Source organism: Streptomyces sp. NBC_00028 (assembly GCF_045041065.1).
Taxonomy (GTDB): domain Bacteria; phylum Actinomycetota; class Actinomycetes; order Streptomycetales; family Streptomycetaceae; genus Streptomyces.
Map to the genome: position 1 here is coordinate 1914845 of NZ_CP108293.1, position 21073 is coordinate 1935917.

26 protein-coding genes are annotated in these 21073 nt (G+C 71.9%); 9 read left to right on the forward strand and 17 right to left on the reverse strand.

Annotated elements, in window-relative coordinates; genetic code table 11:
* Window positions 1–34: 34 nt before the first annotated feature.
* Entirely contained in the window at window positions 35–175 is a 141-nt protein-coding gene (locus OG885_RS08375; RefSeq protein WP_405728396.1) for a hypothetical protein, read from the reverse strand.
* Window positions 176–309: 134 nt separating this feature from the next.
* On the opposite strand from OG885_RS08375, the gene OG885_RS08380 reads away from it, so the two are divergent.
* The 5 genes from OG885_RS08380 to OG885_RS08400 are packed head-to-tail and all read left to right on the forward strand — an operon-like array spanning window position 310 to window position 4400.
* A complete protein-coding gene (locus tag OG885_RS08380) occupies window positions 310–690 on the forward strand; it encodes a DUF2795 domain-containing protein (protein ID WP_399951753.1) in 381 nt (126 codons plus the stop codon).
* Window positions 691–692: 2 nt separating this feature from the next.
* Entirely contained in the window at window positions 693–1142 is a 450-nt protein-coding gene (locus OG885_RS08385; RefSeq protein WP_405728399.1) for a CBS domain-containing protein, read from the forward strand.
* The gene (locus tag OG885_RS08390) at window positions 1139–1780 is read left to right on the forward strand and encodes a diguanylate cyclase (protein ID WP_405728402.1); all 642 of its coding nucleotides are present in this window, start codon (window positions 1139–1141) and stop codon (window positions 1778–1780) included. Before OG885_RS08385 ends, OG885_RS08390 begins: the two co-directional genes overlap by 4 nt.
* Complete coding sequence (locus OG885_RS08395) at window positions 1762–2307, forward strand: type 1 glutamine amidotransferase domain-containing protein (protein WP_405728405.1); 546 nt, start codon at window positions 1762–1764, stop codon at window positions 2305–2307. The genes OG885_RS08390 and OG885_RS08395 overlap by 19 nt, the downstream gene beginning before the upstream one ends.
* The gene (locus tag OG885_RS08400) at window positions 2304–4400 is read left to right on the forward strand and encodes a catalase (RefSeq protein WP_405728408.1); all 2097 of its coding nucleotides are present in this window, start codon (window positions 2304–2306) and stop codon (window positions 4398–4400) included. Before OG885_RS08395 ends, OG885_RS08400 begins: the two co-directional genes overlap by 4 nt.
* Before the next feature lie 59 nt (window positions 4401–4459).
* On the opposite strand, the gene OG885_RS08405 is transcribed toward OG885_RS08400, so the two are convergent.
* Entirely contained in the window at window positions 4460–4708 is a 249-nt protein-coding gene (locus OG885_RS08405) for a DUF6158 family protein (RefSeq protein ID WP_405728411.1), read from the reverse strand.
* 67 nt (window positions 4709–4775) lie between these two features.
* On the opposite strand from OG885_RS08405, the gene OG885_RS08410 reads away from it, so the two are divergent.
* Window positions 4776–5882 (forward strand): Vms1/Ankzf1 family peptidyl-tRNA hydrolase, encoded by a 1107-nt coding sequence (locus OG885_RS08410; protein ID WP_405728414.1) that lies wholly within the window; start codon window positions 4776–4778, stop codon window positions 5880–5882.
* Between the two features lie 18 nt (window positions 5883–5900).
* Here the strand turns inward: OG885_RS08410 and OG885_RS08415 are convergent, their stop codons facing one another.
* Window positions 5901–7520 (reverse strand): ABC-F family ATP-binding cassette domain-containing protein, encoded by a 1620-nt coding sequence (locus OG885_RS08415; RefSeq protein WP_405728417.1) that lies wholly within the window; start codon window positions 7518–7520, stop codon window positions 5901–5903.
* Window positions 7521–7593: 73 nt separating this feature from the next.
* The gene (locus tag OG885_RS08420) at window positions 7594–8259 is read right to left on the reverse strand and encodes a histidine phosphatase family protein (protein ID WP_405728420.1); all 666 of its coding nucleotides are present in this window, start codon (window positions 8257–8259) and stop codon (window positions 7594–7596) included.
* 67 nt (window positions 8260–8326) lie between these two features.
* Between OG885_RS08420 and OG885_RS08425 the strand changes: the two genes are divergently transcribed.
* The 3 genes from OG885_RS08425 (at window position 8327) to OG885_RS08435 (ending at window position 10966) form a co-directional block, all read left to right on the forward strand.
* Entirely contained in the window at window positions 8327–9820 is a 1494-nt protein-coding gene (locus OG885_RS08425; RefSeq protein ID WP_405728423.1) for a bifunctional phosphatase PAP2/diacylglycerol kinase family protein, read from the forward strand.
* A gap of 111 nt (window positions 9821–9931) precedes the next feature.
* A complete protein-coding gene (locus tag OG885_RS08430; protein ID WP_405728426.1) occupies window positions 9932–10753 on the forward strand; it encodes a class I SAM-dependent methyltransferase in 822 nt (273 codons plus the stop codon).
* Window positions 10754–10795: 42 nt separating this feature from the next.
* Window positions 10796–10966, forward strand: a complete 171-nt coding sequence (locus OG885_RS08435; protein ID WP_329332836.1) for a hydrophobic protein — start codon at window positions 10796–10798, stop codon at window positions 10964–10966.
* 1 nt (window position 10967) lies between these two features.
* Here the strand turns inward: OG885_RS08435 and OG885_RS08440 are convergent, their stop codons facing one another.
* The 13 genes from OG885_RS08440 to OG885_RS08500 form a co-directional block, all read right to left on the reverse strand.
* A complete protein-coding gene (locus OG885_RS08440) occupies window positions 10968–11252 on the reverse strand; it encodes a gas vesicle protein K (RefSeq protein ID WP_405728430.1) in 285 nt (94 codons plus the stop codon).
* A 6-nt stretch (window positions 11253–11258) separates the two neighbouring features.
* A complete protein-coding gene (locus OG885_RS08445; RefSeq protein ID WP_399951720.1) occupies window positions 11259–11441 on the reverse strand; it encodes a gas vesicle protein in 183 nt (60 codons plus the stop codon).
* Window positions 11438–12193: a GvpL/GvpF family gas vesicle protein gene (locus OG885_RS08450; protein WP_405728433.1), complete on the reverse strand. Its 756-nt coding sequence runs from the start codon at window positions 12191–12193 to the stop codon at window positions 11438–11440. Before OG885_RS08450 ends, OG885_RS08445 begins: the two co-directional genes overlap by 4 nt.
* The gene (locus OG885_RS08455) at window positions 12193–12519 is read right to left on the reverse strand and encodes a gas vesicle protein (RefSeq protein WP_405728436.1); all 327 of its coding nucleotides are present in this window, start codon (window positions 12517–12519) and stop codon (window positions 12193–12195) included. Before OG885_RS08455 ends, OG885_RS08450 begins: the two co-directional genes overlap by 1 nt.
* Window positions 12516–13631, reverse strand: a complete 1116-nt coding sequence (locus OG885_RS08460) for an SRPBCC family protein (RefSeq protein ID WP_405728441.1) — start codon at window positions 13629–13631, stop codon at window positions 12516–12518. Before OG885_RS08460 ends, OG885_RS08455 begins: the two co-directional genes overlap by 4 nt.
* Entirely contained in the window at window positions 13628–14344 is a 717-nt protein-coding gene (locus OG885_RS08465) for a DNA primase (protein WP_405728444.1), read from the reverse strand. The genes OG885_RS08460 and OG885_RS08465 overlap by 4 nt, the downstream gene beginning before the upstream one ends.
* Entirely contained in the window at window positions 14344–14604 is a 261-nt protein-coding gene (locus OG885_RS08470; RefSeq protein WP_399951706.1) for a gas vesicle protein GvpG, read from the reverse strand. The genes OG885_RS08465 and OG885_RS08470 overlap by 1 nt, the downstream gene beginning before the upstream one ends.
* A gap of 9 nt (window positions 14605–14613) precedes the next feature.
* Entirely contained in the window at window positions 14614–15384 is a 771-nt protein-coding gene (locus OG885_RS08475) for a GvpL/GvpF family gas vesicle protein (protein ID WP_405728448.1), read from the reverse strand.
* The gene (locus OG885_RS08480; RefSeq protein WP_329332850.1) at window positions 15381–15812 is read right to left on the reverse strand and encodes a gas vesicle structural protein GvpA; all 432 of its coding nucleotides are present in this window, start codon (window positions 15810–15812) and stop codon (window positions 15381–15383) included. The genes OG885_RS08475 and OG885_RS08480 overlap by 4 nt, the downstream gene beginning before the upstream one ends.
* 52 nt (window positions 15813–15864) lie before the next feature.
* Entirely contained in the window at window positions 15865–16218 is a 354-nt protein-coding gene (locus tag OG885_RS08485) for a gas vesicle protein (protein ID WP_405728451.1), read from the reverse strand.
* 107 nt (window positions 16219–16325) lie between these two features.
* Window positions 16326–17255, reverse strand: coding sequence for a non-homologous end-joining DNA ligase (gene ligD / locus OG885_RS08490; RefSeq protein ID WP_405728454.1), 930 nt, complete (start codon window positions 17253–17255; stop codon window positions 16326–16328).
* Window positions 17252–19099 (reverse strand): transketolase, encoded by a 1848-nt coding sequence (locus OG885_RS08495; RefSeq protein WP_405728457.1) that lies wholly within the window; start codon window positions 19097–19099, stop codon window positions 17252–17254. Before OG885_RS08495 ends, ligD begins: the two co-directional genes overlap by 4 nt.
* Complete coding sequence (locus OG885_RS08500) at window positions 19096–20988, reverse strand: FAD-dependent oxidoreductase (protein ID WP_405742649.1); 1893 nt, start codon at window positions 20986–20988, stop codon at window positions 19096–19098. Before OG885_RS08500 ends, OG885_RS08495 begins: the two co-directional genes overlap by 4 nt.
* Window positions 20989–21073: the final 85 nt, after the last annotated feature.

Genomic DNA, 21073 nt, shown 5'->3' on the forward strand with positions numbered 1-21073 from the left:
GTCAGTCCCCTGGACCGATGTGAACCGGCGGAGTTCAGCTCTTCCGTGGCTCGGTGAGCGGTACCAGCTCCGTCACCTCGTTCCGCTTCTCGGGCAGCAGCAGCTCCTCATAGCGGCCCAGTGCCAGCACCACGCCGAGCATGAGGAGCGGGATGAGCACAGCGAGCATCGCCATGGCGGTTCCCTCCCCGGGATCGCGTGGGGGGCGTGCGCCGGGTCTCCCCACATCCGGACGGCAAACCCCCGTGTCGGTGGCTCGTGCTCGGGTACGCGGTGCCGTGCCCACCCCGAGGATCTGGAGAGAGAGCCATGCAGCGAGGCAGCGACCGGCTGAGCCGCCACCGCGACGACGAGATGAAACACGAGCTCCAGGGACTGCTCCGGTCCGGACACCCGACCCGCGCCGAGGAGTGGCACGACCCCGAGCCGACCGCCGACGACGATCCCCGGCTCGCGGGCGGCCCGGTGACGCCGGGCGGCTCCGGGGCGTCCCTGGGCACGGTCCGGCACGAGCTGGCCCGGCATCTGACCCGCAGCGCGTTCCCCGCGCCCCCGCGCCATCTGGCCGGCACCCTGCGCCGCGCCTACGCGCCGGACACCCTGGTCGAGGCGGTGGAACAGCTCCCGCCCGAGCGGCGCTACGGAACCGTCCAGGAACTGGCCGAGGCGCTGGTGGGAGAGCGGGAGTAGCCATGGCCGAGCTGGTACGTGAGGTCATGACGCCGGGCGTGGTCGCGGTGCGCCCCGACGCCTCGCTCGTGGAGGCGGCGCAGCTGATGCGGGCGCAGGACATCGGCGACGTGGTGGTGGCCGACGGCCAGGAGGTCGTCGGGATGCTCACCGACCGTGACATCACCGTGCGGGCGGTCGCCGAGGGCGCCGATCCGCTGACCACGAGCGCCGGCTCCGTGTGCAGTGCGCATCCGGTGCTGGTGGCCCCGGACGACCCGGTCGCGGCCGCCGCGGCGCTGATGCGGGCGCATGCGGTGCGCCGGCTGCCGGTCGTCGAGGACGGGCTGCCGGTCGGCATGGTGAGCCTGGGCGATCTGGCCGAGGCACAGGACCCCGATTCGGTGCTGGCCGGCATCAGCCGCGCCGAGCCCGACAGCAGTCCGGGCAGCTACGGCCGGGGCGGCGTATGAGCCGCGACCAGGCCGCCCGGATCAGCGCCTCCGGCACCACCGTGGACGTCGGCGAGGCCACCACCCGCTATCTGCTGTACGGCCTGCTGCCCAGCTGGTTCGTGCCGGGTCTCGCCGACTGGGTCATGCACCGCCGCACCCGCATCGAGGACACCGCCGGCATCAAGGAGTCGGTGATCCACTCGCTGATGATGGCCGAGATCGGCATCCCGATCGCGGCCACCCTGCGCTACCGGGTCAACCCGGCGCTGCTCGCGGTCCAGTTGGGCGGCGCCGCGGTGCACGAGGCGACGGCGCTGTGGGACGTCCGGACGGCCGTGCACAGCGGACGCGAGGTCAAGCCGATCGAACAGCACATCCACAGCTTCCTGGAGTCGCTGCCGTTCGGTGCGCTGGCCTCCCTGATGTGTCTGCACTCCGACCAGGTGAGGTCCCTGCTGCGCGGCGGGCGGGGTGATCCGGACGCCTGGCGGCTGGTGCCGCGCCGGCCGCAACTGTCCCGCGGCTACCTCGCGGGCATCACGGCCGCGATCGGCGCCTGTGTGCTGTTGCCGTACGCCGAGGAGCTGCTGCGCTGCGGGCGCGCGGCGAAGACAAGCAAGAAGGAGGTCGAGACATCATGCGCATCGCATTCCTGACCGCCCCCGAGGGCGTCGAGCAGATCGAGCTCACCGACCCGTGGAAGGCCGCCGTGGACGCGGGACACGAACCCGTGCTGGTGTCGACCGAGCCTGGAAAGATCCAGGCGTTCGACCACCTCGACAAGGCGGACACCTTCCCCGTGCAGGAGGTCGTGGGCGAGACGTCCGCCGACTCCTTCGACGGCCTGGTGCTGCCGGGCGGGGTCGCCAACCCGGACTTCCTGCGGACCGACGAGAAGGCGGTCGCCTTCGTACGGGCCTTCTTCGACCAGGGCCGGCCGGTCGCGGCGATCTGCCACGCTCCGTGGACCCTGGTCGAGGCGGACGTGGTCCGCGGCCGGGTGCTGACCTCCTGGCCGAGTCTGCGCACCGACATCCAGAACGCGGGCGGCAGTTGGGTCGACGAGCAGGTCAAGGTCTGCGACCACGGCCCGAACAAGCTGGTCACCAGCCGTAAGCCGGACGACCTGAAGGCGTTCTGCGAGACCTTCCTGGACGTCTTCACGAGGGAGGCGGGCCGATGACGGACCGCAAGCAGCAGCAGCGCGACAGCTTCCGGGCGGACGACCCGAGCGCCGGACCGCTCACCACCGACCAGGGCGTGGCGGTCGACCACACCGACGACTCGCTCGCCGCCGGGGAGCGCGGCCCGACGCTGATGGAGGACTTCCACTTCCGGGAGAAGCTGACCCGCTTCGACCACGAGCGGATCCCGGAGCGGGTGGTGCACGCGCGGGGCGCGGGCGCGTACGGGTACTTCGAACCGTACGAGTCCTGTGCGGAGTTCACCCGCGCGGCCTTCCTCCAGGACCCGGCCGTGCGCACCCCCGTCTTCGTGCGGTTCTCGACCGTGCAGGGCCCGAAGGGCTCCGCGGACACCGTGCGGGACGTGCGCGGCTTCGCCACCAAGTTCTATACGTCCGAGGGCAATTACGACCTGGTCGGCAACAACTTCCCGGTCTTCTTCATCCAGGACGGCATCAAGTTCCCCGACTTCGTGCACGCGGTGAAGCCCGAGCCGCACAACGACATCCCCACGGGCGCGTCCGCGCACGACACCCTGTGGGACTTCGTCTCCCTCCAGCCGGAGACGCTGCACGCGATCATGTGGCTGATGTCGGACCGGGCGATCCCGCGCAGCTACCGCATGATGCAGGGGTTCGGTGTGCACACCTTCCGGTTCGTGAACGCGGAGGGGCGCGGCACGTTCGTGAAGTTCCACTGGACGCCGAAGCTCGGCGCGCACTCGCTGGTGTGGGACGAGGCGCAGGAGTGCCAGGGCCGCAACCCGGACTTCAACCGGGGTGACCTGTGGGACGCGATCGAGGCGGGCGAGTACCCGGAGTGGGAGCTGGGCGTCCAACTGGTGTCGGAGGACGACGAGTTCGCCTTCGACTTCGATCTGCTGGACGCCACGAAGCTGATTCCCGAGGAGCAGGTGCCGGTGCGGCCGATCGGCCGGATGGTGCTGGACCGCAATCCGGAGAATTTCTTCGCCGAGACCGAGCAGGTGGCCTTCCACACGGCGAACGTGGTCCCGGGTATCGACTTCACCAACGATCCGCTGCTCCAGGCGCGCAACTTCTCCTATCTGGACACCCAGTTGATCCGGCTGGGGGGTCCCAACTTCGCACAGCTGCCGGTGAACCGGCCGGTGGCCCCCGTGCGGACGAACCAGCGGGACGGGTACGGGCAGAGCAGGATCCACAGCGGGACGAACTACTTCCCGAACTCCCTCGGCGGCGGCTGCCCGGCGCACGCGGGCGTCGACGGTCACGCGTACACGCACTACGCGGAGCGCGTCGACGGTGCCAAGATCCGCCGCCGCAGCCCGAGTTTCCAGGACCACTACAGCCAGCCCGCGCTGTTCTGGCACAGCATGGCGCCCTGGGAGCGGCAGCACATCGTGGACGCCTTCCGCTTCGAGCTCGGCAAGGTCGACGCGATGAGCGTACGGGTCCGTACGGTCGAGCAACTGGCCCATGTCGACAGCGAGTTGGCGGCGGCGGTGGCCCAGGGCATCGGAGTGCCGGAGCCGGCCCCCGCCGAGGCGGGCCCGCACAAGGCGCTCTCGCCCGCCCTGAGTCTGGAGTCGCTGCGCGGCGACGGCTCGATCCGCACCCGGCAGATCGCGATCCTCGTGGCCGACGGCGTGGACGGCGAACAGGTGACGTCCGTGAAGGAGGCGCTGACCGCCGAGGGGGCGATCGTCGAGGCACTGGCCCCACAGGACGGCAAGGTCACCGGTGCCGACGGGGAGAGCTGCGAGGTCGACCGCGCGCTGCCGACCGTCGCCTCCGTGCTCTACGACGCGGTGCTGCTGCCCGGCGGTCCGGTGGGCACCCCGCCGACCGTCTCGGACCCGGACGCGATGCGCTTCGTACGGGACGCCTACCGGCACGGCAAGCCGGTGGGCGCGCTCGGCTCGGGCGTCGGGGTGGTGACGGCCCTGGAGCCGGAGGGCGTACAGCTGTCGACCGAGTTCCACCAGGTGGTCGCCGACCACGGTGTCGTCACGGACACCTCCCCCGGCCCGGCGAGCGAGGAGTTCGTGCGGGCCTTCGTCACCGCCGTCGCCGCCCACCGCCACTGGGACCGGCCACCGGCCCGCCACTAGAAGCCGTGCGGGCTCGTGGCCGTGGGCACATCAGACGCGGGGCTTCTCCGGGGCCCGTGTCACCGCTCCCGGGCGCCCGCCCGGGTGCGGCCCGCGGCGACCGGGCGCTGGGGGTTGCGGCGCAGGTACTCGCCCTCCAGCTCGGCCATCCTGCCGTTGTGGGCGCGCAGCGCGTCGCTGGAGCCGTACAGCAGGGTGTCGTGGCGCGTGCGGTGAATGGTCTCCAGCTCCTTCATGAGCTGCTGGTCGTCCAGGCGGCTGGGGTCGACTCCGGTCATGGCGGTGTCCCACTCTTCGTGTTCGTTCATGGGGTTCGGGTACCCGCTCGGTGAGCACTACTGAGCACTGCTTCCGAGCGGAATCCGGGAGAGAACCATGGATCTCGCCTATCTGCACCCACTCTACGAACATCCGGGCCCCTGGGCCTCCGTATACGTCGACACGTCCCGGCACGCGGAGGACACCGCCCACGCGCTGCATCTGACGGCCGCCGCGATGGCCCGCGAGCTGGCCGGGCAGGGCGCGGACGACGCCACCTGCCGGGCGGTGGAGAGCGCGATCGAGGATCTGCGCCACTCCCCCGACCGGTACGGCAGGGCCCTCTTCGCCCGGGCGGGCGCAGTGGTCCTGGATCCCGTACTGGCCCACACCCCACCGGGCGGCAGCCTGGCCCACTGGGCGCCGCTGCCGCGTACGACACCGCTGCTCGACCTGGCCGGGGAGAACCCGGTGTGTGTCGTCGCCTACGTCAATCGCAGGGGCGCCGACTTCGAGCTGCGCAGCGCGCTGGAGCGGCGGCCGGCCGGCGCCGTGGCGGGCCGGCAGTGGCCGGTGCACCGCACGAGCAGCGCCGACTGGTCGGAGCGGCACTTCCAGCTGAAGGTGGAGAACACCTGGGAGCACAACGCCGCGGAGATCGCCGACGCGCTCACCGTCTGCCAGGAAGAGACCGGCGCCGACCTGCTGGTCCTCGTCGGTGATCCGCGCGAGCGGCGTGAGGTGCACGAGCGGCTGCCGCAGCGGATCAAGGACCTCGTGGCGCAGACCGAGCACGGCAGCGGCAGCCGGCTCCTGGACGACGACGTCGAGCAGGTCAGGACCGATCATGTGCGGCGGCGCACCGACGCGGTGCTGGAGCGCTTCCTCGGGGCCCGCACCCCGGACGAGGAGGGCCGCGTCCGGGCCGTGGAGAGCCTTCCCGAGCTGGTGGAGGCGGCCCGTGAGCACCGGATGGCGGAGCTCCTGGTCCGCCCGGACGGCCCCGATCTGCACCGCGACGTCTGGGTCGGCGAGGACGCCGACCAGCTGGCCGTGCGCCGTACCGAGCTGAAGATCCTCGGCGAGCAGAACTCGTGGGCGGCCCGCGCGGACGACGCCCTGATCCGGGCGGCGGCCACGACCGACGCCACGGCGCGCGCACTCACCGAGCCGGGCGACGGGGTGCTGCCCGGCGGCCTGGGCGCGCTGCTGCGCTGGAAGTGACGGCGCCGGGCCGGCGGGTCAGCGCACCCGCTCCACCCGCCGCTCGTCCCACACCGGCTCCGGCGTCTCGCGGACCCGGCCGTCGCTGCCGAAGACCAGGTAGCGGTCGAAGGAGCGGGCGAACCAGCGGTCGTGGGTGACCGCGAGAACCGTGCCGTCGAAGGCCTCCAGGCCCTCCTGGAGGGCCTCGGCGGACTCCAGGTCGAGGTTGTCCGTGGGCTCGTCAAGGAGCAGGGCCGTGACGCCCTGGAGCTCCAGCAGGAGGATCTGGAAGCGGGCCTGCTGGCCGCCGGAGAGGCGGTCGAACGTCTGCTCGGCCTGTTGGGTGAGCTCGTAGCGGCGCAGCCTCGACATCGCCGCGCCCCGGTCCTGGGAGTGCTCGGCCCACAGGATGTCGAGGAGCGCGCGGCCCATCAGCTCGGGGTGCGCGTGCGTCTGGGCGAAGTGCCCGGGCACGACCCGCGCCCCGAGCTTCCACGCGCCCGTGTGGGCCACGGTCTCGCCGGCCAGCAGCCGCAGGAAGTGCGACTTGCCGGAGCCGTTGGAGCCGAGGACGGCGACCCGCTCGCCGTAGAAGACCTCCAGGTCGAAGGGTTTCATCAGCCCGGTCAGTTCGAGTCCCGCGCAGGTGACGGCCCGTACGCCGGTACGGCCGCCCTTGATCCGCATCTTGATGTCCTGCTCGCGCGGCGGCTCGGGCGGCGGCCCGGCCTCCTCGAACTTGCGCAGCCTGGTCTGGGCGGCCTGGTAGCGGGAGGACAACTCATGGCTGATGGAGGCCGCCTGACGGAGGTTCAGCACCAGCTTCTTCAGCTGGGCGTGCTTCTCGTCCCAGCGACGGCGCAACTCCTCGAAGCGGGCGAAGCGTTCGCGCCGGGCTTCGTGGTAGGTGGCGAACCCGCCGCCGTGCACCCAGGCGTCGGCGCCCGCGGGCGACGGCTCGACCGACACGATCTTCTCGGCCGCGCGGGACAGCAGCTCCCGGTCGTGGGAGACGAACAGGACCGTCTTGCGGGTCTCCTTCAGCCGCTCCTCCAGCCAGCGCTTGCCGGGCACGTCGAGGTAGTTGTCCGGCTCGTCGAGCAGGAGCACCTCGTCGGCGCCGCGGAACAGCGCCTCCAGGACGAGCCGCTTCTGCTCGCCGCCGGAGAGCGTGCGCACCTCCCGGAACTGCGCCTTGTCGTACGGCACCCCGAGCGCGGCCGTGGTGCACATGTCCCACAGCGTCTCGGCCTCGTACCCGTGCGCCTCGGCCCAGTCGGAGAGGGCCTGCGCGTACTGCATCTGCGCGGCCTCGTCGTCGACGGTCATGATCGCGTGCTCGGCCCGGTCGACGGCCTTCGCGACTTCCCGGATCCGCGGCGAGGACACCGACACGAGCAGGTCCCGTACGGTCGTCTCGTCGCGTACGGAGCCCACGAACTGGCGCATCACGCCGAGGCCGCCGGTGACGGTGACGGTCCCGCCGTGCGGCTTCAGCTCGCCGGAGATCAGGCGGAGCAGGGTGGTCTTGCCGGCGCCGTTGGGTCCGACGAGGGCCATGGCGGCCCCTTCGCCCACCCGGAAGGACACGTCGCCGAGCAACGCCCTCCCGTCAGGGAGGTAGTACTCGAGGTGCGCGGCTTCCAGATGTCCCATGAGGCCGCATTGTGCGGGTCGGGGCGCGCGCCGGGCAAACCGTTATCCGGCCTCGCCGCGGATCGTCGTCCGGCTACTCGACCTCGTCGAGGGGCCTGCCCGCGGGTCCGCCCTCGTCGGCCGGGCCGGTGCCGCCCACGACGGCGCCCGCCCAGGTCAGGGCCTTCCAGCCGTCGGAGGGAGAGCCCTCCAGGATGACCACGCCGGTGTTGTCGAGGGGGCGGGCGGCGGCGAAGGCGACGTCCACGTTGTCGGCGCGGGCCGAGGTCCACATGCGGATCGCGGCGCCGTGGCTGACCAGGGCGACGGTCGCGGCGCCGCTGCCGGCGGCCTCGGCGATCACCGCGTCGTACCGGGCGAGGGCCTCGGCGCCGCTCTCGCCGCCCGGCATGCGCCGCGCGAGGTCTCCGGCCGACCAGGCGAAGATCGTCTCCATGTAGGTGTGCCCGGCCCGCGAGTGGCCGTCCAGCATTTCCAGGTCCCCGGCGGCGATCTCCCGGATGCCGTCGCGGACGAGGACGTCGAGGCCGCGGGCGGCGGCCAGCGGGGCGGCGGTGAGCTGGGTGCGGACGAGCGTGGAGGCGTAGAGGGCCTCGATGTCCTCGTCGGCGAGCGCCTCGGGCAGGGCCGCCGCCTGCCGTTCACCGAGGGAGGTCAGTCCGGGCCCGGGGATCGCCGTGTCGAGCAGGAAGTCGACGTTGGACGGGGTCTGGCCGTGGCGGACGAGGAGCAGTCGCATGCGGTGAGCCTCCGGTGTGGTGACCGCCCCGGACAAGAAACGGCCACTTCAGGGTACCCGCCACGGCATGACGCCTGACGTGGACCTCACCGCCCCGAAGCCCGGTCGGCACCCCGTGCGCGACACGCTGCTGGCCCTCGACTGCCGGCTCTTCGAGTTCGCCGCCGAGCGGAACTGGCCGCTGGCCGAACCGGTGCTGCCGCGGCTGAGCCGGAGCGCGAACCACGGTGTGCTGTGGTTCGCGACGGCCGCCGCGATGGCGGCGAGCCGCACCCCTCGGGCCCGCCGGGCCGCCGCCCGCGGTCTCGCCTCGCTGACCCTGGCCTCGCTGACCGTCAACACCCTGGGCAAGCGGTCGGTACGGCGTCCGCGGCCCGTCCTCGACCCGGTGCCGCTGGTACGGCAGCTGAAGCGGCAGCCCATCACCACGTCGTTCCCGTCCGGGCACTCCGCCTCGGCCGCCGCGTTCGCCACCGGCGTCGCCCTGGAGTCGCCGGCCTGGGGCGCGGCGGTGGGGCCGATCGCCTGGTCGGCGGCGCTGTCCCGGGTCTACACCGGTGCGCACTTCCCGAGCGATGTGCTGGCCGGCGCCCTGCTGGGGGCGGGTGCCGCGTTCGCCGTACGGGGCATGGTGCCGACCCGCGCCCAGATCGGCACACCGCCCCGGCCGCGCGCCGAGGTGCCGGCGCTGCCCGAGGGCGAGGGCCTGGTGGTCGTGGCGAACAGCGCCGCGGGCACCTCGGAGCGGGTGCGCGCCCTTCAGAACGCGCTGCCGCGGGCCGAGCTGGTCGAGTGCCGACCGGAGGACATGCGGGCCGAGCTGGAGAAGGCGGCCACCCACGCGCGCGTGCTCGGCGTGTGCGGCGGCGACGGCACGGTGAACGCCGCCGCCGAGGTGGCCCTGCGCCACGATGTGCCCCTGGCGGTGCTGCCCGGCGGCACCCTGAACCACTTCGCCTACGACCTGGGCGTGGAGGACGTCCGGGCGGTGAGCCGGGCTGTCCGGCAGGGCGAGGCGGTCCGGGTGGACGTGGGCCGATTCGACTGCGGCGGGAAGCGGGGCATCTTCCTCAACACGTGCAGTCTGGGCGTGTATCCGGAGCTGGTGCGGGTGCGGGACCGCTGGTCGCGCCGGATCGGCGGCTGGCCGGCCGGGGTGCTCGCGGCGCTGCGGGTGCTGCGCACCGACGGACATCCGCTGGAGGCCGAGTTCCGCGGCCGGACCCGCCCGCTGTGGCTGCTGTTCGTCGGCAACGGCACCTATCACCGGGTGGGCCTGGCCCCGGGCCGCCGGCTCGACCTCGCGGACGGCCGGCTCGACGTCCGGGTCGTGCACGGCGGCCGACGTCCCGCGACCCGGCTGCTGGCCGCCGCCCTCGCCGGACCGCTGACCCGCTCCCCCGCCCACGCGGCCGTCCAGGTGGGCCGACTGCGCCTGGCGGGCGTGGCCCCGGGCACGCTCCTCGCCTACGACGGCGAGGTCACCGAGGTGGCGGGCGAGGTGACGCTGGAGAAGCTGCCCGAGGCGCTCACGGTGTACCGCCCCCTGCCCGGGTCCTGATCACCCGTCAGTCCACATAGTAAAACGTGGGTCTCATCATTCGACATGCGCGCGTACGGTGACGCATACCGAGGAAGCCTCGGAAGCAGGCCGGAACAGGGGAGTTCAGCCATGTCGAAACCGCAGGAGACCGCCGTCTACACGCACGGGCACCACGAGTCGGTGCTGCGCTCGCACACCTGGCGCACCGCCGCCAACTCCGCGGCGTATCTGCTCGGTTCGCTGAAGCCCCACATGAAGGTCCTGGACATCGGCTGCGGACCCGGCACCATCACCGCCGACCTGGCGGAACTGGTCCCCGACGGCCACGTCACCGGCGCCGACCACGCCTCCGGGATCCTGGACCAGGCCCGCGCCACGGCCGCCGGACGCGGTCTGACCAACGTGGACTTCGCGGTCGCCGACGTACACGCCCTGGACTGGCCGGACGACACGTTCTGCGTGGTCCACGCCCACCAGGTGCTGCAACACGTCGGCGACCCGGTGCAGGCGCTGCGCGAGATGAAGCGGGTCACCAAGCCGGGCGGGTTCATCGCGGTCCGCGACTCGGACTACGCCGCCATGACCTGGTACCCGGCGTCCCCGGGCATGGACGACTGGCAGGACCTGTACCAGCGGGTGGCCCGCGCCAACGGCGGTGAGCCGGACGCCGGGCGCCGGCTGAAGTCATGGGCGCTGCGGGCCGGCCTGACGGACATCACGTCGACCTCGGGCACCTGGACCTACGCCACCGCCGAGGAGCGGGCGTGGTGGAGCGGCCTGTGGGCCGACCGCACCGTGGCGTCCGCGTACGCGGACCGGGCCGTCGCGGGCGGCCACGCGACGCCGGAGCAGCTGCGGGCGATCGCCGACGCCTGGCGGGAATGGGGCCGGCAGGAGGACGGCTGGTTCAGCGTGCTGCACGGGGAAATTCTGTGCCGAAAAGGCGCCTGAATCTCCCTTTCCGGGAAACCCGGAATGAAGGAGGTTCACATTATGGTTGCCATCCTTCTGGTACTGCTTCTGGTACTGATTCTGTTCGGTGCCGGATTCGCGGTGAAGATTCTCTGGTGGATTGCGCTCGCGGTACTGGTTCTCTGGCTGCTGGGATTCCTGATGCGGGGCACAACCGCAGGCGGAGGCCGGGGTCGCTGGTACAGGTGGTGAGCTAGTCCCGGGGCAGCAACGGTCCCAGCGGCCCGAGGTCCAGATTCAGGTCCTCGGGCCGCAGTCCGTAGCGCTCACGCAGCTCGGTCATGCGCTCGTCCAGCAGCATCAGGGTGAGCCCGATGCGTTCCTCCTGCTCCTCGGTCAGTCCGCCGTCGTCGAAGCGGCGCAGCGCCTGGCGTTCCATGAGCTGGCGCAGCAGCTCGACGACGGTCAGTACGAGTTTGACGAGGTCACGTTCGACGGTGTCCGGTTCGAGGTCGAGCCGGTTGCGGGCACTGGTCACGTCGACTCACTCTCCCCACGGAGCGGGAACGTTCTCGTTCACGGAACTGATCAGGGCGTTGAGGTCGATGCGGACGAGGTCGACGTCCGCGATGCGCAGGGTGATGTCGCCCGTGATGACGACCCCGCCGGCCAGCAGCCGGTCGAGGAGGTCCACCAGGGCGACCTCTCGGCGTTCGACGACGGTCAAGGTTTCTCCCCCGCAAAGGAATAGGCGGCCCATGGGCCGGTGAGTTCCACGCGGAAATCAGTTGTCTCGTCCTTCGTCCGGTCGACGAGTTCCACGAATTCCTCGGACCTGGACCGCGGCACCAGATAGGCGGCATTCAGTACGTTGCGACCCGCGGCGCCGGAGAGTGTCGCGTTCTGCGGGGGATGCAGCCGGGAATCCTCGGCGACGGCGGACAGGGTTTCGTGCAGCCGGTTCGCGAATTCCTCGGCCCGCTGCCACTGCTCCTCGTGCGCGCGCACCCCGGCCCGGCGCTGCCGCAGATAGTCCCGGCCCGTCGCCGCCTTGGCGGCCGGCGCCCCGGTGTCCGCGGGCGGGGCGTCGACGTACAGCTTGACCCCCCATTCCACGCGTCCCTCCAGCCGGTCGAGGGTGCGCCGGAAGTCGGCCTCCCTGGCCTGGAGCATGGTGCGGACGCCGCTGTCGTCGCGGAAGACGGTGGCGAGCCGGAGCGGCAGCGGCGTGGTGACCACCGTGAGAGCGTCGATCACACCCTGGTGGGCCCGGGCCGTCGCGGTCAGCCAGTCCAGGTCCTCCAGACGGGAGCGGAGCGGCTCCTCCGCGAAGTCCCGCTCCGGCACATGGCTGACGACGGCGACGAGGCCGTGGTGGGCGAGCAGTCTGGGCGGGTCACCGGCCACGCCCGTCAACTGGGCCTGCAACGGAGTGCCGAAGGGGCGGCAGACGGCGTACACATACCGCAGTCCGGTCATCAGGCCTCCTTCTCCTCGGCCCGCCCGGGCTCGAGTTGCGCGATCCGCTCGCGCAACTCGGCGTTCTCCCGGGCGAGTTCCTTGCGGCGTGCGCCGGAGGACAACGCGGGGTCGTCCTCCCACCAGTCGATGCCCATCTCCTTCGCCTTGTCGACGGAGGCGACGATGAGCCGCAGCTTGATGGTCAGGAGTTCGATGTCGAGCAGGTTGATCCGGATGTCGCCGGCGATGACGATGCCCTTGTCGAGCACCCGCTCCAGGATGTCGGCGAGGTTCGCGCCGCCGTCACGGCCATAGGGCTCGGGCAGTCGGCCGGCGGTCGTCATCGACGGCTCCCGCCCTCGGCGTACTCGTACTCCTCGTCCTCCGCGGGTTCGGCCTCATCCTCGGCCTCGTCCTCGTAGCCGTCCTCCGGCTCCTCCTCTTCCTCTTCCCCGTCCTCTTCCTCCTCGTACTCGTCCTCGGGCTCCTCCCTGCCGTCCTCCTCGGCCTCGGGGCCCTCCTCCTCAGCTTCCTCTTCCTCGCCCTCGTACGCCTCCTCGGGCTCCTGGTCCTCCTCTTCCTCGGCCACCGCGTCCTCGTGGCTGCGGACGACCTCTCCGTCGCGGATCTCACCGCGCCAGCCGTCCTCGGCCTCGCCCTTGAGGGTGACGAAGCGGACATAGTTCTTGAGGTCGAGGCGGGCCCGGCGGCCCTGGGCTCGCCAGATGTTGCCGGTCTTCTCGAACAGACCCGTCGGGTAGTACTCGATGACCAGCAGCACACGGGTCAGGCTCTCGGCCAGCTCGTGGAAGGAGACGACGCCCTTCGTGGTGCCCTTGGCGCCCTCCGACGTCCAGGCGATGCGGTCGTCGGGGATCTGCTCGGTGGTGTGCGCCTTCCAGCTGCGGTTGGACCAGAAGACCTTCAGCTGCCAGTCGGAGGTCGTGTCGTCGGCGCGGTTCGCGCTCTTCACGCCCTTGGCGAAGGTGGAGAAGTCCTGGAACTGCGTCCACTGGTCGTAGGCCGTGCGCAGGGGGACGCCAACGTCGACGTACTCCATGATCACGGTGGGCTTCTTGCCGGAGCCGCCCTTGCGGCCGCCCTTGCCGCCCCCCAGGTTCTTCAGTGCGCCCATGACGTTCTCCTTGGCGCGGGAGGCGCCCACCTCCAGGGCGGAGCGCAGCGGGCCCTTGCCCTCGGCGAGCTTGCGACCGCCGTCCAGGGCGAGCTTGGTGAAGCCGGGGCTGTTGCCCTCGGCGATGTCGTTCAGTTTCACGGTCGTCTCGCCCAGCTTGCGCCCGGCGCCGATCAACAGGCGCTGGGCCTGGGCGGCGAGGTACTCCTGCACCTCGGCCTTGAGCCGGTCGACGGCCTCACTCTGGGCGACCCCGCCGAGCGGGCTCCCCTTGGTGGCGCCGCGCGCGGCGGAGCCCGCGGATCCGACGGTGTCGGTCATCGGTCACCGCCTCCCTTCGACACGCGCGAGCGGGCACCGCGGGCGGCACCGCCCGCACCGGCGGTCTTCTTGGCCGCCGTCTTCCTCGCGGATGTCTTCTTCGCCGCGGTCTTCTTCGCCGCGGTCTTCTTGGCGGGAGCCTTCTGGGCGCTCTTCTTCGCAGGCGCCGTCTTGGCCGCCGTCTTCTTCGCGGCCGTCTTCTTGGCCGGCGCCTTCTTCCGGGGCGGCCCGGACTCCTCACGCTCGGCCTCGGGCTCGTCGCCGTTCCCGTCGTCGTCCCTGGCCTCGTCGTCGCCGTTCTCGTCGTCCCTGGCCTCGTCGTTCTCCCTGTCCTCGTCGTCGTACTCGTCGGACTCCTCGTCGCTGTCGAAGCCCAGGTCCGAGGTGTCCGGCACGACACCCGCCAGCTGGTCGCGCACCTCGGCGGTGCGGCCGTGCAGACGGCCCGCGAGGGCGTCGATCTGGCGCTCGACCATCGCACCGGAGGCCGCCTTGCCGACGCCGCGCAGGTCCTGCCGCAGCTGGTCGCCGATCTCCTTGAACTGCGGGTTGTTCCGCAGCTGCCCGGAGACCAGGTCGGCGAGTGCCCGCGGGCTCAGCTGCATGCGCTTGCCCGCGACCAGGGTGCCGACGGCGACGGCCATCTTCAGCTTCTTGGTACGCCCCAGGACGTATCCGGCCCCTACCGCGAGGCCCAGTCCCACTCGGTTCATCAACTCGTCCAGTCGTCGGTTCCCGCGCCTGGGTTCAGGCCCGTCTCCAGCCGGTCGAGGAGCTCGTCCTCCTGCCGGTCGAACTCCTCCTCGTCGATCTCGCCCGCCTCCAACCGCTCTTCCAGCCGGGCGAGTTCGGCCCGGACGGTGGCCGGGTCGTAGTAGATGCGCTCCGCCTCGCTCAGCACCTGTCTGACGACCCAGGCGCTGCCGCGCACGGGCGCGAACGGCAGCAGGAGCACCTCTCCGATGAGGCCCACGTCCTCACCTCACTCCCCGGAACTCTCGGCACCGGCCGTACTGCCGGCGGGCTCGGCGGGGCCGGGCTCGACGAAGCTGTACGGCGGCAGCGGACCGTTGACGCGCAGTTCGAGGTGGGGATGGCTCTTGCGGACCTGCTCGACCGAGGCGAGGAACGCCTCGGCCGCGTCGCGCTCCACCAGGAACGACACATTGGCGATCCAGCCGCTGGAGTCGGGCCCGGCGCTGACCGCCGCGGCACTCGTCTCCAGGCCCTGCTGCACCTCGGCCGCGTCCTCGGCCTCGCGGGCCTTGACGGCGGCGACCACCATCTCGCCGAGCCGCAGCTTCTCCTCGTAACTGCCGCCGCCCGCCTGCCGGTTGGCCTCGGTCAGGGACCGCAGTTCGGGGTTCTCCGCCATCACGCGGTGCAGCACGGCCTCCTCGTCATGGGTGGCCTTGACGTTGTACTCGACCTTGCCGTCCAACGCCCGCAGGCGTTCCCGGTAGTGCTCGGCCCGCTCGGCGAGCACGCTGGTGACGGTCTCGTCGTCGGGCGCCACGCTGCCGAACCGCATGGGCAGCACACAGCCGCCCGCGCCGGCCTCGGCGAGCACGTTCTGGTGGGCCAGCAGGTCCTTGCGCTTGGGCCGCAGCCCCTCGGGCGCGTCGCTGACGACGGCCGCCAGGCCGCCCTCCTTCAGGATGCGCACGGGCAGCTGCGGGTCGCCGACGCCGCCCATGTCCTCGGGCAGCGAGGACCGGGAGCCGTCGATGATGCCGTACACATACGTACTCACTCCTGCTCCTCCTTCCTGCGGGAGGCCGTCGACTTACGGGCGCGCGGCCGCTGCTGCGGCTCGCTCTCGCCCTCCTCGCGCGCCTGCTTGAAGGCGTCGGAGATCGTCTGGGCGGCGCCGGACAGTGCGCCCTTGGACTTGCCGCGGGCGCCGGACTCGGTCATCTCGCCGACGAGGTCGGGAAGGCCGGGGTTCTTGCGCGGCCCGGCTTCGAGGTCGAGGCGGTTGCACGCCTCGGCGAAGCGAAGGTAGGTGTCAACGCTGGCCACCACGACCCGGACGTCGATCTTGAGGATCTCGATACCGACCAGGGAGACCCGCACGAACGCGTCGATGACGAGACCCCTGTCGAGGACTAGTTCCAGAACGTCGTAGAGGCCACTGGAGCCACCTCCGCCGCCGCTCTGCTGTGCCGGGACAACGGTCATGCCGACCGCGCCTCCTTCTCTGCCGTTTCGGATGGATGACCGGGACGGCGGCCTAGCGGCCGCCCGGCCTGTGTGCGTCGGAGCGCCCGCGTTCGTAGCGGCGGACGCGCCGGTAGCCCGTGAGCTGCCCTTCCGGGTCGAGGTCGACCTGGTAGCTCGCCATCAGGCTCATCGTGTCGGGCACGCGGGCGAGTTCGAGGACCTCGATCTCCAGCGACCAGCCGTCCTCCGTCTGCTCGAAGGACGACACCGTCTCGGCGGCCATGCCGGTCAGCTCCGCGAGCTGGGTGCGCGCCTCGCGCAGCACCTGCATGGGGCTCGGCCGGTCATCCGCCGTGTCGCTTTCCGCCCGCTTGGGGGTTTGTTGTGAGTTCTGCGTGTCTGATGTGTTTTTTGTGTTCGACATGGCCACCTCCCGGTCCGGGTGGCCTCATGTCCACGGACCAAACCTTTGAGGTGCGCCGATGTGACCAAGGTGCGCGGATGTCGAGGAGATCGCCCCCCCGGCGTCCGTCAGCCACGCATCGCGTTCAGCCTGCGCCGGGCCGGTCCGAGCGCGCGGCCCCGGCCCATCACACCGGCCCAGGGATTGGTGCGGGCCTGGTCCACGGCGTCCTCGATGGTCCAGCGGCGGGCGTCGAGGCCCGGGTCGTCCAGCTGGCTCCAGGACATCGGGGTGGCCACGGGGGCGCCGGGCCTGGCGCGGACCGTGTAGGGGGCGACCGCGGTCTGGGCGTAGGCGTTGCGCTGGATGTCGAGATAGAGGCGGTCGCCGCGGTCCTTCTTGCGGGCGGCGGTGGTGAACCGGTCGGGGTGCCCGGCGACGAGAAGGTCGGCGACGTCCCTCGCGAACGCGCGCACCTCGTCGAAGTCGTCGTGGCCGTTGACCGGGACGACGACGTGCAGTCCGCGCGAGCCGGTGGTCATCAGCGCGGACGGCAGCCTCAGCTCGTCGAGCAGTTCCCCCAGCAGCTCCGCCGCCGAGCGCACCGTGGCGAAGTCGTCGCCTTCGTCGGAGGGGTCGAGGTCGAAGACCATCCGGTCGGGCCGCTCCAGGCGTCCGACCCGGGACAGCCAGCGGTGCAGGGTCAGACAGGCCTGGTCGGCGAGATGGAGGAGGGTGGCGGAGTCGTCGCACACGGTGTGGCAGACCGTGCCGCCCTCCTTGGGCACCTCGACGCGGGTGATCCAGTCCGGATAGCTCTCCGGGGTGTTCTTCTGCATGAACCGGGGGCCGTCGACACCGTCCGGGTGCCGTTCCAGCATCAGGGGGCGGCCGCGCAGGTGCGGCAGCATGAAGGGGGCGACGGCCCGGTAGTAGTCGGCGAGGTCGCCCTTGGTGTACTCCTTCGTCTCCCCGCTCCCCGGGAAGAGCACCTTGCCGGGCCGGTGCACCTCGACCGTGCGGCGTCCGGCCCGCACCCTGCGCACATCGTCCGTCACCGCACGATCGCCTCCTCCACCAGCAGTTTTCCGGCCGCCGCGATACCGGCGGCGTCGATACCGACGAGGTGGAGCTGCTCCTCGGGGGAGGCCGAGCCGGGCATGGTCCGCACACCGAGGCGTACGAGCCGCGGCACGGGCCGCCCGTCCACGAACGCGTCCAGGACGGCGTCACCGAGGCCGCCCTCCTCGTGGTGGTCCTCGACCGTCACCAGACAGCCGGTCTCCTCGGCGGCTCGGCGCAGGGTGAGCCGGTCGACGGGCTTGACGGAGTACAGGTCGATCACCCGGATCCGGATGCCGTCCTCGGCCAGGGTGTCGGCCGCGGCCAGCGCCTCGTGCACGGTCACGCCCGCGGCGACGACGGTGAGCCGGTCCTGGTCCGAGGAGCGCAGCACCTTGCTGCCGCCCACCGGGAACTCCTCGTCGGGGCCGTAGATCACCGGGCTCTTGCCGCGCGAGGTGCGCAGATAGCGGATGCCGTCGAGGCCGGCCATGGCCGCGACGAGGTGCGCGGTCTGGTGCGCGTCGCACGGGTACAGCACGGTCGAACCGTGCACGGCCCGCATCATCGCCAGGTCCTCCAACCCCATCTGCGAGGGCCCGTCCTGCCCGATGGCGACGCCCGCGTGCGAGCCGACGAGGTTGACGCCGGCGCCGCTGATGGACGCCATGCGGACGAAATCGTGAGCCCGGGTGAGGAAGGCGGCGAAGGTGGCGGCGTACGGCACGAAGCCCCGCGCGGCCAGTCCCACCGCCGCGGCGACCATCTGCTGCTCGGCGATGTAGCACTCGAAGTAGCGGTCGGGATGTTCCTTGGCGAAGAGCTCGGCGCGCGTGGAGTCACCGACCTCGCCGTCCAGCGCGACGACGTCGCCGCGAGCGGTGCCGAGGGCGGCGAGGGCGTGCCCGTAGGCGTCGCGTGTGGCGATCTCGTCCCCGAGGTCCCAGGTGGGCAGGTCGAGGTGTCCGGCGCGTACGGCGTGCAGCATGCGGGCGGTGGGCGGCTCCTGCACGCGGAACCGCAGGTCGCGGGGGCCGCCGAGTTCGGCGATCGCCTCGTCGGCGTCGGGCAGCGGCTTGCCGTGCAGGCCCTCACGGTCCTGGACGGCCTCGACGCCCTTGCCCTTGAGGGTGCGGGCGAGGATCGCGGTGGGCTGTCCGGTGGTGGACACGGCCTCGCCGTACGCCCGGTCGACGGCGTCCACGTCGTGCCCGTCCACCTCCACCGTGTGCCAGCCGAAGGCCTGGAAGCGGCGGGCGTAGGCGTCCAGGTCGTGGCCGTGCCGGGTGGGGCCGCGCTGGCCGAGCCGGTTGACGTCGATGATCGCGGTGAGGTTGTCGAGGTGTTCGTAGGCGGCGTGCTCGGCGGCCTCCCACACCGAGCCCTCGGCGAGCTCGCTGTCGCCGCACAGCACCCACACCCGGTATCCGGTGCGCTCCAGCCGCTTGCCGGCCAGCGCGATGCCGACGCCGACCGGCAGCCCCTGCCCCAGCGACCCGGTGGCGGTCTCCACCCACGGCAGCCGCCGCGGCGTGGGGTGCCCTTCCAGCCGGCTGCCCGACTCGCGGAAGGTGAGCAGCTCGTCGTCGTCGATGGCGCCGACGGCCTTGTAGGCGGCGTACAGCAGCGGCGAGGCGTGTCCCTTGGAGAGGACGAAACGGTCGTTGCCGGGGTGGGCGGGGCGGTCGAAGTCGTAGCGGAGGTGATGGGCGAGGAGTACGGCCATCAGATCGGCGGCGGACATCGACGACGTCGGATGCCCCGACCCCGCGGCATCGGCCGCCCGCACACTGTCGACGCGCAACTGCTGACCCAGCTCGGTGAGTTCGGCGGACTTCATGAGTCTCCTTCCGCGGGGGTGTCGGGACGACGACCAGGCATGTCGGCACGCTTCACCGGCCCGGGGGCTTCGGTGTGCCCGTCATCGGGTTGCTTCTTGGCCGGCTCGCCACCTGGCTGATTCTTGGCGGGTTCACCACCCGGCTGATTCTTGGCGGCCTGCCCCCCAGACCGCTTCCTGGCGGGCTCACCCCCGGCCTGGTGCCCGGCCGCCTCACCCGCGGGCTGGCTCTTGGCCGGCTCGCCGCCGGGTTGGTTCCGAGCAGGTTCGCCGCCGCGGCGGCTCTTCGCCGGCTCGTCGCCGGGCTGCCTCCCGGTGGGCTCGCCGCCCGGCTGCCTCATTGCCGGTTCACCCCCGGACTGATCCCTGGCCGACTCACCCCCGGGCTGCCTCGTGGCCGACCCACCACCGGGCTGGCTCTTCGCGGGCTCACCCGCGGGTAGGTTCTTGGCCGGCTCGCCGCCGGGCTGGTTCCCGGTGGGTTCACCGTCTGGCCGGGGCTTCGTCGGGTCGGTGTCGGGGGCGCCTGGTGTCGGGTGGGTGTCCGGCCTGGCCTTTGTCGGCTTCGCTGCTGTGTGCACTGTCTCGCTCCTCTTCTCCGGTCCCCCCGGCACCCGTGCCAGCTCCGGTGACGCCGACTCCAGCGGGACGGACCAGGAGCGGACGAGGCTCAACTGGACGGCCTGGCGCGGGAGTACGGCGTCCAGCAGCCAGTCGGCGGCGACCCGGACGCGGTTGCCGGGCATCGCCGCGAGGTGGTATCCGCGGGTGACGAGTCCCGCGAGCGGCCCGGGCAGGGGCACGCCCAGCGGGTTGGCCGCGGCCTTCGCGCCGCCGAGGTCGACGACGAAGCCAAGGTCGTGGTGGCGGTAGGGGCGCCGCTCGCCGATGCCGAGCGAGGCGGCGACGTTACGGGCCGCGACCTGCCCGTGCCGCCAGGCGTGCTGCGCGGTCATCGGCGTGAAGGAACCTGGTTTGTCCAGGTCGGGTACGGCGGCCGCGTCCCCGCACGCGAACACCTCGGGCCGACCCGGCACTTGGAGGTACGGGTCCACGATCAGCCGCCCCCGCTCCAGGGGTTGACCGACGCCCTCGACCAGCGGATCGGGCCGTACGCCGACGCACCACACCAGCGTGCGGGTGTCGATGAACTCCCCGTCGGTCAGCAGCACTCCCTCGTGCGTGGCCTCCTTCACGGAGGTGCCCATCCGGACGTCGACGCCTCGCTCGCGCAGCACCCGGTCGGCGGTGCGGGAGAGCCGTTCGTCCATCTCGGGCAGGACGCGCGGCGCGATGTCCAGGAGCATCCAGCGCGGCCGTACGCCGTCGCGCAGCGGCTGCCTGCGGGCCTGGGCGTCGGTGTACATCTGCCCGTGCGCGGCGACCTCCGTACCGGTGTAGCCGGCGCCGACCACCACGAAGGTGCGGCGGGCTGAGCGGCTCTTCGGATCGCCGGCCGCGGTGGCGAGCTCCATCTGCCGCGTGACGTGGTCCCGTAGATACAGCGCCTCGGGCAGCCCGCGGAATCCGTGCGCGTGCTCGGCCACGCCAGGGATCGGCAGCAGTTTGTTGACGCTGCCGACGGAGATCACCAGCCGGTCGTAGGGCAGGGTGCCGCTGACGCCCTCGGGGTCCGTGTACCGCACGGCGCGTTCGTCGAGGTCGATGCCGTCGGCCTCGCCGAGCACCAGCCGCACCCGGGGCAGGGTGCCCGACAGGGAGACGGTGACCCGGCGTGGCTCCAGGAGTCCGGCGGCGACCTGGGGCAGCAGGGGCAGATACAGGAAGTAGTCGGTCGGGTTGAGCAAGGTGATGTCGGCTCGGTGCCGGGTGAGCCGGGACAGCGTGCGGGCCGTCCGGTACCCGGCGAAACCGGCGCCGACGATCACGATGCGGGGTCGACTCACAGCGCGCCTCCGGGGCTGTCGCGTACCTCGGGAGCCTTCCGCGTCCCCCTGGCCGGGGTGACCAAAC

Coding starts and splice junctions, on each gene's coding strand:
- OG885_RS08375 (WP_405728396.1), bottom strand. CDS start 175: ATGGCGATGCTCGCTGTGCTCATCCCGCTCCTCATGCTCGGCGTGGTG.
- OG885_RS08380 (WP_399951753.1), top strand. CDS start 310: ATGCAGCGAGGCAGCGACCGGCTGAGCCGCCACCGCGACGACGAGATG.
- OG885_RS08385 (WP_405728399.1), top strand. CDS start 693: ATGGCCGAGCTGGTACGTGAGGTCATGACGCCGGGCGTGGTCGCGGTG.
- OG885_RS08390 (WP_405728402.1), top strand. CDS start 1,139: ATGAGCCGCGACCAGGCCGCCCGGATCAGCGCCTCCGGCACCACCGTG.
- OG885_RS08395 (WP_405728405.1), top strand. CDS start 1,762: ATGCGCATCGCATTCCTGACCGCCCCCGAGGGCGTCGAGCAGATCGAG.
- OG885_RS08400 (WP_405728408.1), top strand. CDS start 2,304: ATGACGGACCGCAAGCAGCAGCAGCGCGACAGCTTCCGGGCGGACGAC.
- OG885_RS08405 (WP_405728411.1), bottom strand. CDS start 4,708: ATGAACGAACACGAAGAGTGGGACACCGCCATGACCGGAGTCGACCCC.
- OG885_RS08410 (WP_405728414.1), top strand. CDS start 4,776: ATGGATCTCGCCTATCTGCACCCACTCTACGAACATCCGGGCCCCTGG.
- OG885_RS08415 (WP_405728417.1), bottom strand. CDS start 7,520: ATGGGACATCTGGAAGCCGCGCACCTCGAGTACTACCTCCCTGACGGG.
- OG885_RS08420 (WP_405728420.1), bottom strand. CDS start 8,259: ATGCGACTGCTCCTCGTCCGCCACGGCCAGACCCCGTCCAACGTCGAC.
- OG885_RS08425 (WP_405728423.1), top strand. CDS start 8,327: ATGACGCCTGACGTGGACCTCACCGCCCCGAAGCCCGGTCGGCACCCC.
- OG885_RS08430 (WP_405728426.1), top strand. CDS start 9,932: ATGTCGAAACCGCAGGAGACCGCCGTCTACACGCACGGGCACCACGAG.
- OG885_RS08435 (WP_329332836.1), top strand. CDS start 10,796: ATGGTTGCCATCCTTCTGGTACTGCTTCTGGTACTGATTCTGTTCGGT.
- OG885_RS08450 (WP_405728433.1), bottom strand. CDS start 12,193: ATGACCGGACTGCGGTATGTGTACGCCGTCTGCCGCCCCTTCGGCACT.
- OG885_RS08455 (WP_405728436.1), bottom strand. CDS start 12,519: ATGACGACCGCCGGCCGACTGCCCGAGCCCTATGGCCGTGACGGCGGC.
- OG885_RS08460 (WP_405728441.1), bottom strand. CDS start 13,631: ATGACCGACACCGTCGGATCCGCGGGCTCCGCCGCGCGCGGCGCCACC.
- OG885_RS08465 (WP_405728444.1), bottom strand. CDS start 14,344: ATGAACCGAGTGGGACTGGGCCTCGCGGTAGGGGCCGGATACGTCCTG.
- OG885_RS08480 (WP_329332850.1), bottom strand. CDS start 15,812: ATGACCGTTGTCCCGGCACAGCAGAGCGGCGGCGGAGGTGGCTCCAGT.
- OG885_RS08485 (WP_405728451.1), bottom strand. CDS start 16,218: ATGTCGAACACAAAAAACACATCAGACACGCAGAACTCACAACAAACC.
- OG885_RS08495 (WP_405728457.1), bottom strand. CDS start 19,099: ATGAAGTCCGCCGAACTCACCGAGCTGGGTCAGCAGTTGCGCGTCGAC.